Raw genomic sequence first — 12263 nt, forward strand, 5'->3', positions numbered from 1 at the left:
CGATGTGAAAATTGCCAAAGTGATCAACAACAATGTGATCAGTGTTTTAAATGAACAGGGTCAGGAATTAGTGGTCATGGGCAGGGGAATTGCTTTTCAAAAAAAGCCTGGCGAAGCGGTGGATGAATCGAGAATCGAGAAGATTTTCAGGCTTGATAATAAAGATGTATCAGAAAGGTTTAAGACGCTGTTGGACGAAATTCCGATCGAATTTATGGAAATGTCTGAAGAAATTATCTCTTATGCGAAATTAAAGCTCGGTAAAAAGCTGAATGACAGCATTTATGTCTCGCTGACCGACCATATTCATTTCGCCGTCGAACGGCATAAAAAGGGCCTGGATATTAAAAACGCCCTGCTTTGGGAGACGAAACGGCTGTATAAAGATGAGTTCGCCATTGGCAAAGAGGCGCTGGCCATCATTGAAAAGAAGACGGGGACAGCTCTTCCGGAGGATGAAGCCGCCTTTATCGCGCTCCATATCGTAAACGCCGAGCTGAATGAAGAAATGCCGAACATCGTCAATATTACGAAAGTCATGCAGGAGATTTTAAGCATCGTCAAATATCACTTTCATATCGACTTTGACGAAGAATCGCTTCACTATTACCGCTTCATTACCCATTTGAAATTTTTCGCGCAGCGGCTGTTCAGCGGAACCTATATGGAAAGCAGGGACGACTTTTTATTTGAAACCGTCAAAAATAAGTATCGTGATGCTTATGTGTGTACAAATAAAATCAGGCAGTACATCGAAAAAGAATACGGTCATCAGCTGACAAACGAAGAGCTTCTGTATTTGACGATTCATATCGAGCGGGTCGTTCATCAAAAATAGAGGATGATACCAAAATGAAAGCGTTGACAATTGGATAAATGTATGCTACTTTTTACTTACATCAATTTATACAGGTTGTTAGGATTGTTACTGATGATGCAGGCAAAACCTAAATGACTGTGAAGCGGGACTCTTATGCCCTTGTTTTTCACAGTGATTTAGGTTTTTTTATTTTCATGATGTCTTAAAACGGGATTGTTACTGTTCGGCAGGCAAAACCTAAACTAAGCCTTCTTTGTGCAGGCTTTAGTTTAGGTTTTTTATTTTTTAACAGCTTGATAGGGCTTTAGGAGAGACAGGAGATGATCAACGATGGATATTCAATCAGTGGCAAAAAAAATTCTGGCGCGCGTCGGCGGGGAGAAGAATGTTGTATCGCTAGTCCATTGCGCGACAAGGCTCCGCTTCAAACTGAAAGACCGTTCCAAAGCAGACAGGGAAGCGCTTGAAAATACGGATGGCGTGGTAACCGTGGTGGAGAGCGGCGGACAATTTCAAGTCGTTATCGGCAATAATGTTCCTGAAGTCTATAAAGAAATCGGCCGGATCTCTCAACTGTTGGAAGGTTCTGCGGCCGATCACAGTCAAAAAGAAAAAGGAAGCCTTGCCGGTAGATTGGTAGATGTCGTATCCAGCATTTTCACTCCGCTGCTCGGCGTCATGGCGGGAGCGGGGATTTTAAAAGGCCTGCTTTTGATTTGTACAAACGCCGGCTGGCTCTCCCCGGAAGAGACGACATATACGATTCTTTACGCGGCAGCCGACAGCCTGTTTTATTTCCTGCCTTTGCTGCTCGCCGTTACAGCCGCCAAAAAATTCGGAGCGAACCCGTTCATAGCGCTGACGATTGCCGGGGCGCTGATCTATCCAACGATACTCGAACTGAAAAACAGCGGCGCCCAGACAGAGTTTTTCGGCATTCCGGTCGTCTTGATGAATTATACGTCTACCGTTATCCCGATTATCCTTGCGGTATTTGTGATGAGCTATCTTGAAAGATTATGTATGCGCTTTATTCATGAAAGCGTGAAAAACTTTATTACCCCATTAATCTGCCTGACGGTGATGGTGCCGTTAACCTTGATCGTATTCGGACCGCTCGGCGTTTACACAGGGAACGGGATCGCGGCTGCGATTTTGTCCGTTTTTGATCTCAGCCCGATTCTGGCAGGAGCGATTATCGCGGCCTTATGGCAAATCCTTGTCATCTTCGGCATTCACTGGGGGATCGTCCCTGTCATTTTGAACAACATTGCTGTCCACGGCAAGGACTACATCAAGCCGGCGACGGCAGCCGCCGTGTTTGCCCAAACAGGAGCCGCATTTGGCGTCATGCTGAAGACGAAAAACAAGAAGCTGAAGGCATTGGCAGGATCAGCTGCCGTTACCGGGATATTCGGGATTACAGAGCCGGCTGTCTACGGGGTGACGCTCAGGCTGAAAAAGCCGTTTGTATGCGGTGTCATCAGTGCGGCGGCAGGCGGGGCCATTATCGGATACTCCGGCAGCGTCGCCCTCGCTTCAGGCGCTCCGGGCTTGTTGACGATTCCGATTTTTTACGGACCGGGCTTTCTCGGCTTCATCATCGGAATTTCAGTTTCATTTATTTTATCGATTTTGCTCACTTACATTGTCGGCTTTGACGACCCTGTGGAGGAGACGAAAGAGCAGCCCGTTGAAAAAAGCGCCGGTGAACCAATTTACAGCCCTCTGCAAGGAGAAGTCCTGCCGTTAACAGAAGTATCAGATAAAGTGTTTGCATCGGGGGCGCTTGGAGAAGGAATCGCGGTGCTTCCGTCAAAAGGCGTTGTCGCCGCCCCTGCGGACGGCATCGTGACAACGGCATTTCCGACGGGTCACGCATACGGCATAACGTCGGAAAGCGGAGCAGAGGTTTTGATTCATATCGGAATGGACACGGTCAGACTCGATGGAAAGCACTTCAATTCTAAAGTCGTGCAGGGGCAAAAAGTGAAACGGGGTGATATACTCGCAGAATTCGATCTGGACGCTTTGAAAGAAGAAGGGTTTGACGTGAAAACGCCGATCATCGTTACAAATTCCGGTCAATACACGGATATCATTCCAACGGATCAAAAAAAGGTGAAAACTGAAGAACTGATCATCACTTTAATTTCATCACCATGGGAGGAAAAAAATCATGAAATATAAAACATTAACTCAATTTCCGGAAGATTTTTTGTGGGGTGCGTCTACTTCTGCTTATCAAGTGGAAGGCGCTTGGAATGAAGATGGAAAAGGGCCTTCTGTCATCGACGCGCGCGAAAGCTACCCGGAAGGGACAACCGATTTTAAAGTCGCAAGCGACCATTACCACCGCTATAAAGAAGATATCGCTTTGTTTGCGGAAATGGGCTTCAAAGCGTACCGTTTTTCGATTGCCTGGACGCGCATCATTCCGGATGGGGACGGCGATATAAATCCTAAGGGCATCGAATTTTACAGCCGTTTGATCGATGAGCTCCTGAAGCATGGAATCGAACCGATTGTTACGATGTACCACTTCGATTTGCCGAATGCTTTGCAGAAAAAAGGCGGCTGGTCGGACAGGGCCACGATTGATGCCTTTGAAAAGTATGCGAAGATCCTTTTTGAAAGCTACGGAGACCGCGTCAAATACTGGTTGACCATCAACGAGCAAAATATGATGATTCTCCACGGGTCTGCACTCGGTACACTCGATCCGAACTTGGAAAATCCGAAAAAAGAGCTTTATCAGCAAAACCATCACATGCTCGTCGCACAGGCGAAAGCGATCAAGCTTTGCCATGAGATGCTGCCGGAAGCAAAAATCGGTCCTGCGCCTAATATCGCGCTCATCTATCCCGCTTCTTCGAAACCGGAGGACGTGCTGGCGGCTTTTAACTATAATGCGATTCGCAACTGGCTTTACTTGGATATGGCCGTGTTCGGGCGATACAATACAACGGCATGGGCATATATGAAAGAAAAAGGCTGCACGCCGGTCATCGCCGAAGGGGATATGGACATTCTGCGGTCAGCCAAACCGGACTTTATCGCATTTAACTACTATACATCGCAAACGGCTGAAGCGAGCAGGGGTGACGGTAGCGACACGGCTGCGCGAGGCGGCGACCAGCATTTGCAGACGGGAGAAGAAGGCGTATACAGGGGAAGTAGCAATCCGCACCTAAAGAAAAACGCATTTGGCTGGGAGATCGACCCTGTCGGTTTCCGTTCGACGCTGCGCGAAATTTACGACCGCTATCAGCTACCGCTGATCGTCACTGAGAACGGCCTCGGCGCGTTTGATCAGCTTGAAGACGGAGATGTCGTAAATGACGACTACCGCATCGATTATTTAAAGGAGCATATCAAGCAAATTCAGCTGGCGATCACGGATGGAGTCGATGTTTTCGGCTACTCCCCATGGTCCGCCATCGACTTGATTTCAACCCATCAAGGCTGTTCAAAACGCTACGGATTTATTTATGTGAACCGCGATGAATTTGACTTGAAAGACTTGCGCCGCATTCGCAAAAAAAGCTTTTACTGGTATAAAGACCTGATTGCTTCAAACGGCGAAACACTCGATTAAACAAAGAAAGAGGATGTTCAGATGATCTCTGAATATCCTCTTTTTTGAATTAAAATACAGAAAATTTTAAAAATATGAATGTATCTATTTTTAAAGCGTGTTACATTCGAAACGGAATGAACAACAATCAGGAAAGGAAGAAAGAATCTATGACATTCAAAGTTGAAACACTTCCAAACTATCGTATTGCTTATATGCGCCGAGTTGGTCCGTACGGTCCTGCCAATATTGAGGTCATGGAGGCGTTAAAAAAATGGGCTAAGGAAAAAGGTCTTCTTGAGTCTGCTATTTTGTTTGCGATTCCACAGGATAACCCGGAAACAACACCTCCTGATCAGTGTAGATTTGATGCTTGTATTGTGATACCGCATGATTATCAAGTCGATGAATCAGTTTTTGAAGGCGAAATTTCTGGCGGAAAATACCTGATTTACGATGTTAAACATACAGCGGAAGACATTCAAAAAGCATATTCTGATATTTTTTCATCCCTGCAAAACAATGAATATCAATTGGACAATAGACCAATGATGGAAAAATACATGGGGGATATGGTGAACAACCCGTATTGCGAAATATGTGTACCTTTAAAATCGGTTTAATTCGTTTTTGTCAAAGGGAGGAGAGGGACAAGAAGTGATCAGCAGATCGCTTCTTGTCCAAACTTTGAATTTATTAAAAAAATACATCTACCTTTAACGAGTGTCGCGTTTAACTCGCGGACAGACAGGGTAAATCTTAAAATAGCATTCCAGATCAACTACATAGGGAATAGAAATGAGGAGGGATGACAAGTGAATAACAATGATGGCCGCGGCAACGTCAATGAGCACAGCAAGGATCAACAACTTGAACAGTACCGGTCTGACAACCGGGGCAAAAAAATGACGACGAACCAAGGTTTACGCATATCTGAAGACGAGCACTCCTTAAAAGCAGGTGTGCGCGGTCCGACGCTGATGGAGGACTTTCATTTCCGTGAAAAAATGACCCATTTTGACCATGAACGGATTCCGGAGCGCGTCGTCCATGCGAGGGGTTTTGGCGCGCATGGCTATTTCCAGGTTTACGAGCCGATGACGGAATATACGAAAGCAAAGTTTCTTCAAGATCCGTCAGTGAAAACACCGGTGTTTGTCAGGTTCTCGACTGTAGCCGGTTCCAGGGGCTCGGGTGATACCGTCCGCGATGTCAGAGGATTCGCGACAAAGTTTTATACAGAAGAAGGGAACTACGACCTTGTCGGCAACAACATCCCCGTTTTCTTCATTCAGGATGCCATCAAGTTCCCTGACCTGGTGCACGCCTTTAAGCCGGAACCGAATAACGAAATGCCGCAGGCTTCTACGGCGCACGATACGTTTTGGGACTTTGTCGCCAACAATGAAGAAACAGCTCACATGATCATGTGGGCAATGTCTGACAGGGCGATTCCGCGAAGCTACAGGATGATGGAAGGCTTCGGCGTTCATACGTTCAGGTTTGTAAATGAAGAAGGCAAGGCGCGCTTTGTTAAATTTCACTGGAAGCCCGTCCTCGGCGTCCACTCGCTCGTTTGGGACGAAGCGCAGACAATCGCCGGAAAAGATCCCGACTATCACCGCCGCGATCTGTGGGAAGCGATCGAAAGAGGCGATGAAGTGGAGTATGAGCTCGGCGTGCAAATGATTGACGAAGAAGACGAGTTCAAGTTTGACTTCGATATCCTTGACCCGACAAAGCTTTGGCCGGAAGAAATCGTCCCTGTCAAAACCATCGGCAAAATGACGCTGAATCGAAACCAGGATAACGTTTTTGCCGAAACGGAACAGGCCGCTTTCCATCCGGGCCATGTTGTGCCGGGGATCGATTTCACAAACGATCCGCTTTTGCAGGGCCGGCTCTTTTCTTATACGGATACACAGCTGATCCGATTGGGAGGTCCGAACTTTCACGAAATTCCGATCAACAGGCCGGTTTGTCCGTTCCATAACAACCAGTATGACGGCTATCACAGGATGACGATTAACAAAGGGCCTGTCGCTTATCATAAAAATTCGCTTCAAAACAACGACCCGGCGCCGGCTTCAGAGGAAGAAGGCGGGTATGTGCACTACGAGGAAAAAGTCGAGGGCAAAAAAATCCGCCAGCGCAGCGAAAGCTTTAACGATCACTATTCGCAAGCGAAGCTGTTTTGGAACAGCATGTCTCCCGTTGAAAAAGAACATATCATTTCGGCGTTCCGCTTTGAAGTCGGAAAGGTCAAAAGCAAGGACGTCCGCCGCCAAGTCGTTCATATGTTTAACAGGGTTGACAGGGAGCTTGCCAAGCAAATCGCTGCGGGTGTAGGCGTAGAGCCCCCTGAAAAAGACGAAGGCTCCAATGTGACGTTCAAATCCCCTGCGCTCAGCCAGGAGAACACGGTGAAACTGCCGCAGACAAGGAACGTCGCCATTCTAGCAGAACAAGGTTTTGATGATGAGGACCTCAGCCGGGTGTTGAAAGAGTTCAAGAAAGCCGGTATCATGCCGGACATTGTCAGCTCGGCACTCGGTGTGATCAAAGGGGCCGGCGGCACAGAAATAGAAGTCGGAAACACTTTGCAGACGGTCGATTCCGTGCTGTATGATGCCGTTTATATTCCGGGCGGCCAAGAAAGCATAGAACGCCTGCAAATGCATAAAGCCGCTTCGGATTTTGTCAATGAAGCATTCGGACATTATAAAGCGATCGGAGCCGCAGGCAAAGGGATCGATCTCCTGCTGTCTGCCGCCGGGTCCCACGCGGCAGCACAGCCGGGCATTATCACCTCTCGTGATGATAAGAGCAAAGACGACTTCGGCAAAAAGCTGGTCGAAGCGATCGGCGAGCACCGCCATTGGGATAGACAAGTTTAAAAGTGAAGAGTTTCTAAGCACCCTGTGGGAAGGGTGCTTTTTTTAAATATTGAATAAAAACAATTTAGAACTTCCTGGATAAAATAATCCATGATGAAAATACAGTGATAATTTGTAATGCAACCAGTATCCGGATCACATCAATTCCTGCTAATGTGATAAAGCCCATTTGCATTCCGATGATAAGCACAAGAAGGTAAACGGATAAAGCGATCATGGAATACTGCATTCCTTTTTGTCTGATGTGTTGAGATCTTTCATCTTTTTGTTTGAATTGCGGGTAGAGATATCCTCCGGCAAAACTTAAAAAAGCTAATGTGCCAAACATTAAAAGTTCGATTAAAGATACTGAACCAGCAGCTAAGCCGAAGATCATTTTTGCAAGAAATATAAAGACAAACAATCCTCCAATGATGTAATAGATTTTTCGCAAAGCCATGACATCTCCTCCTTAATAAATAGTATTGAAACTTTTTCCACCTCATATTTAATAACCAGTGTGTGATTTTACCATTTACCCAATTATATAGTAAAGTTAGCTTTACGTAAAGCATACTTTACAAAACGAATAAAAAAACTTGCCAAATGAATGGCAAGCATAACAGATGATTGATTAAAAAGCCGGTTACCACACAAACAGCCCGACAATCCCCGCGCTCAACAGCGACACCGCTATTCCGCTGACAAGGAGTTTCCACACATTTCTTCCGATAATTGCCGATTTTTCTCCGTTAAATAAGGAATTGTATGTTCCATAGATCATCCCGATCGTACTGAAGTTGGCAAACGACGTCAAAAATGTTGTGGCCACGGCTGCTGTATGGGGTGAAATCGCGTCTAGCTGCGTTTTTAAATCCATCATCGCGACGAATTCGTTCGTGGCGAGTTTCATGCCCATCAGCTGTGCGACATACATCGCGTCACTCGGCGCCAGTCCAAGCAGGAATGCGAACGGACTGAAGATGTAAGAAAAGATTTTTTGAATCGTCAAACCGTCCATGATCAACCCCAAAATACCGTTTAAACATGAGGTTAAAGCGACATATCCGATGACCATGGCGAGAATGACGATGACCATATTCATTCCGACCATCATGCTGTTTGAAATCGTTGAGAAAAAGTCCTTTTTCTCTTCTTTTGGCGGTACGTAAATGATGTCTTCATCCTTAGTGACGTCCACAGGATTTAAAATGCTTGCTAAGATCAACGCATTTAAGCAGTTCAACGGAATCGCAGTAAATACGTATGTTGCGGGAACCATCGTTAAATAAGACCCGAGAATCGATCCGCTGATACTGCTCATGCTCATGATGCCGAACGTCAGCAGGCGGTTGTCCTTTAATACGGCCAATTGCCCGCGAATGACGGCGAGCGCTTCAGTATTGCCCAGAAACATCATTTGAATCGAAAAGAAACTTTCTAATTTAGGAAGGCGCGAGACTTTCGAAATCACCCAGCCGATCTTATCAATCATCCATGTTAAAATTCCGAAATAAGCCAGTATATCAAAAAATGTCACGACAAAGATGATCGGCAGCAAGGCGCTGAAGAAAAAGTCAACGGTTTCATTGCCCATCACGGACGGAAAGGCAAACGCGATACCGTCGCTTGCACAAGCGATCAGCCACGAAAAGAAAGAGGCGATCAGGTTGATGGCCCATCCGCCGATTTTTGTCCCAAGCATAAACCACGTCACCAAAAGCTCAACGATGAAAAGGGAGAGAATCGGCCTCCATTTTACGCTTTTCTTTTGCGGGGAACAAAAATAAATCACGGACATGACAATGAAAATACCTAAAATATTAATGAGAAAATACATGATGCCAACTCCCGAATGTTTTTTGAAAATAAAAAAGCTCTTACTTTTCATGGGTTCCGATAAAGAAAGCATGAAAAATAAGAGCAAATGAAAAATAGATATATTGTTTGCGCAATACACTTTTTACATGATCAAATCTATTCAAACTTTCTTGTAGTCTGGCGATTTACGGTTGCCAGGTAGAAACAATCAGACCCTATTACTGATTATATACAAGAAGTGAGCTTCTATTATTTTGACTGTATTTTATCTCGAGATTGTGTAAAATTCAAGCTAAAAATATATTTTCACAATAATTTTTTAAATGAAGTCATGTCTAGGAGAGGGTGCAGGGCGCTTGTTGCTTAGTCTTTGAAAGCCGGCTTTTCAAGCGGGGAAAATGATTGGAGTGACGATGCACAGAACAACAGACGAAAAATGGAAGGTGATAAGATTCTTTTTATTAGAGGAGAATCGTAAGTGGATTGCGCTTTATATCTCATGATGCCGCCTATTATGGCGGTTTTTTTGTGAAACTTTATTTGAAAGTACCCGTAAGTATGATAGATCGATTCAGTGCTAAGGCCTCATTTCAACATACTAATGACACCGACCAACCTTACGTAAAGAAAGAATATTAAATCAAAAGTCTTTAATTAGAATAGGTATAATTTCACGGTACTTTAGTTCGTTGAATGGAATGAAACTTTTTTGCTATGATTTTCCTATGTTTTTACAACTTGTATATATGTCCAAATTCAGAGAAAAAGAGGGATAATCAATTATGCTGTTAAAAAAGAACTATCTTCCTGTCGGCAGTGTTGTCGGCTTACATAATGATTCAAGACGTCTGCTTATCATCGGGCGGCAAATGTTTTCTGAAACAAATCACGTGATCAGAGATTATGCAGCTGTCGACTATCCAAACGGTTTTACCGATCCGAAAGAGCAGCTAGTTTTATTTAATAAACAAGATATAGAAGTTGTGTACCATTACGGATATGTAGATCAAAAAGAATTGCAGCTTGATGAGTTGCTAACAGAAGCTGAAGCAGGAAAAAACGAAAATAAGGAGCAATGACGATGGGACATTTTCGCTTCAACAAAGAACTTCCACATAAGGCTGCGGGAACCATCAGTCAGCTGGAAAACGCCTTTAGCCATGTATTTGAGAACATGGTGTTTTTTCGTGAAGAATTAGACCGGCACAGCGGAAAAGCTGCAGCAGCCCTGCAGAAAAAAATGAGCGACAACATCAACTTTTTCAGTAAAGCGAGCAGCTGTTTATTATATTTTGCAGACAGTGTGCGGTGTTTTGCAAAAGCGGTTGAACTAACGGACGAATCCGACAAACCGGCCAATGTTCAGCCGCAGTCACGCTCAGAAAGAAACCATACGTTTTCGGCTGAAAGAGTTCAAAGTGAAATTAAAGTAAACGGTGAATCGTTACACCAGGCAACCGAAAAATTTGAAACAAATCTATCCAGACTTGATGAAGTTTTGCACCATTTTGACACAATGCTCAGAGAAATGATGTATGAAACAGAGTTTCCGTGGGAAAAATTTGATGACGTCTGGTCTGAAGCAAAGTCGCACATCAAATCGATCATGACGGAGCTTAAAAAAAGAGTCAAAGAACTTTCGGCAAACGCCAAAAACATTGTTAAGGAATTAAAGCGTGTCGATAACGTAATCTCACAACAATTGCAAAGAGTGAAATGATGGAAGGGAAACAGAGTTATGGCATATTATAATAGAGAGCCAGAAATCACAAACATTATCAAAAGCCATGAAAGAAGAGCAAATCGAATGCTGCAGCATGCTCAATCCAGCCGTTTGCTTGAAGCTTTTAATAAAATATGGGTATTTATTGAAGGTAATAAACTGTCAACACCTGTATCAGGCAATGTGATGACCTTTAATGTTGCAGAAATAAAATCTGAAATTAACAATTGGATAAGGGATTTCAAAGACTGTCAAGAAGCTGCCCAACGCAAGTTAAAGTCTTTAGAAGACCCATCGCCGGAAGACCAAAGCAAGCTCATCAATATTAGAAATGAAGCCGTTGTTTTAGTGAGCCGCTATGAAAGCTTAAAAAATACAATCGACCAGGTCGAACAAGATTTCACCAACGCCGTTCGCACCCACCGCGCCCCAATGCGCGAAGCTTTGACAGATCTCTCAATCTTGTATAATTCGGTTAATCATGTGAAAGGCGATTTTTCGGATTATAAGAATGTTTCTGTTTATGTGCATGGGATTGAGGATAGTGGGAATGGTTTCTATACAAGCGTAAAAAATGCTGCGCAAAAGGGCGACCTTATCGTTCGTATTACAAAAAATGAAAAAAACGAATATGTTTATGAATACTATTATATTGACAAATATGGAAAAACATATAAAAAGGAAACGTATGAAGAGATAAAAGATCTTGAAATTTTTAACACAAACGGTCGTCTCCATATTGTTTATGACACAAATGAACCAAATGAACATCGCCAGGCAACAAGTGACGATTTAGCTGAAAAGCTGAATGAGATGGGGCTGATGAATGATACGACAAAGATCGATATGTTCGGCCACAGTTATGGAGGGAGAAGATCGCTGCAATTTGCGATGGATTACCCTGATCATGTACGAAGCATCACAACAATCGGAACCCCTTATGATAAAAACCTCTTAGCTACCGGGGCTAATAGAGCACGCTGGCTTGCAGACAATGCTGCTGGAAGAGATACTATGAATACGAGTGATTATTTAGATTTTAATGAAGAGAACAAAAACAATGATAATGGAAAAGACTACAGTAATGCCTACACTGATATGGACAGTGAAGCGATGACTGAAGACATTAATCATTTAAAATCTGCCAATCCTGAGGTGTATCAAAAGCTTCAGAAAATGGACATTACCGCTGCGGCGGGATACAGAACAGAGGATACTGTGAGTTTTTCCCCTTACTATACCGCAAGCGGAAAACATAAAATAAACAGTGATGATATCGTTTCAGTCGAAAGTCAACATGGTGACATATTAGGCGATCTTATTGATGAAAAGCCAGAGATTGAAGTAAAAGGTTCCGGGGTTACCAAACCTGGACATATTTATGAAGTTGAAGACTCTGAATTTGTTGACTTGATTCGAGAGGTTAACAAAAAAGAAGCAGAATAG

At 44.0% G+C, this 12263-nt stretch carries 10 protein-coding genes and 1 riboswitch; of the genes, 8 read left to right on the forward strand and 2 right to left on the reverse strand.

The features are described from left to right. Positions 1–4: 4 nt before the first annotated feature. The 5 genes from licT (at position 5) to H2R00_RS15955 (ending at position 7294) form a co-directional block, all read left to right on the forward strand. Positions 5–838, forward strand: a complete 834-nt coding sequence (gene licT / locus H2R00_RS15935; RefSeq protein WP_023856907.1) for a BglG family transcription antiterminator LicT — start codon at positions 5–7, stop codon at positions 836–838. A gap of 312 nt (positions 839–1150) precedes the next feature. Beyond that, positions 1151–3010 carry a PTS beta-glucoside transporter subunit IIBCA gene (locus tag H2R00_RS15940; RefSeq protein WP_182069749.1) on the forward strand — a complete coding sequence of 620 codons (1860 nt, stop codon included), beginning with the start codon at positions 1151–1153 and terminating at the stop codon, positions 3008–3010. Continuing rightward, the gene (locus H2R00_RS15945; RefSeq protein ID WP_182069751.1) at positions 3000–4418 is read left to right on the forward strand and encodes a glycoside hydrolase family 1 protein; all 1419 of its coding nucleotides are present in this window, start codon (positions 3000–3002) and stop codon (positions 4416–4418) included. The genes H2R00_RS15940 and H2R00_RS15945 overlap by 11 nt, the downstream gene beginning before the upstream one ends. A gap of 149 nt (positions 4419–4567) precedes the next feature. Next, complete coding sequence (locus H2R00_RS15950) at positions 4568–5020, forward strand: AraC family transcriptional regulator (protein WP_154997470.1); 453 nt, start codon at positions 4568–4570, stop codon at positions 5018–5020. A gap of 192 nt (positions 5021–5212) precedes the next feature. After that, positions 5213–7294 (forward strand): catalase, encoded by a 2082-nt coding sequence (locus H2R00_RS15955; RefSeq protein ID WP_182069753.1) that lies wholly within the window; start codon positions 5213–5215, stop codon positions 7292–7294. 64 nt (positions 7295–7358) lie between these two features. Here H2R00_RS15955 and H2R00_RS15960 read toward each other — a convergent pair whose 3' ends face one another. Both H2R00_RS15960 and H2R00_RS15965 read right to left on the reverse strand, forming a co-directional pair. Further along, positions 7359–7733, reverse strand: a complete 375-nt coding sequence (locus tag H2R00_RS15960; RefSeq protein WP_182069755.1) for a hypothetical protein — start codon at positions 7731–7733, stop codon at positions 7359–7361. A 186-nt stretch (positions 7734–7919) separates the two neighbouring features. Next, positions 7920–9113, reverse strand: a complete 1194-nt coding sequence (locus H2R00_RS15965) for a nucleoside transporter C-terminal domain-containing protein (RefSeq protein ID WP_182069757.1) — start codon at positions 9111–9113, stop codon at positions 7920–7922. Positions 9114–9247: 134 nt separating this feature from the next. After that, positions 9248–9349: riboswitch (purine riboswitch) on the reverse strand. 527 nt (positions 9350–9876) lie between these two features. On the opposite strand from H2R00_RS15965, the gene H2R00_RS15970 reads away from it, so the two are divergent. From H2R00_RS15970 to H2R00_RS15980, 3 genes are read left to right on the forward strand one after another with little or no spacing between them, the layout of a single operon-like run. Further along, the gene (locus tag H2R00_RS15970) at positions 9877–10173 is read left to right on the forward strand and encodes a DUF4176 domain-containing protein (RefSeq protein ID WP_020453491.1); all 297 of its coding nucleotides are present in this window, start codon (positions 9877–9879) and stop codon (positions 10171–10173) included. Between the two features lie 2 nt (positions 10174–10175). Then, a complete protein-coding gene (locus tag H2R00_RS15975; protein WP_182069759.1) occupies positions 10176–10814 on the forward strand; it encodes a hypothetical protein in 639 nt (212 codons plus the stop codon). Positions 10815–10832: 18 nt separating this feature from the next. Beyond that, positions 10833–12263: an alpha/beta fold hydrolase gene (locus H2R00_RS15980; RefSeq protein ID WP_182069761.1), complete on the forward strand. Its 1431-nt coding sequence runs from the start codon at positions 10833–10835 to the stop codon at positions 12261–12263.

Origin of the sequence: Bacillus haynesii (assembly GCF_014042035.1) — a bacterium.
GTDB lineage: Bacteria > Bacillota > Bacilli > Bacillales > Bacillaceae > Bacillus > Bacillus haynesii.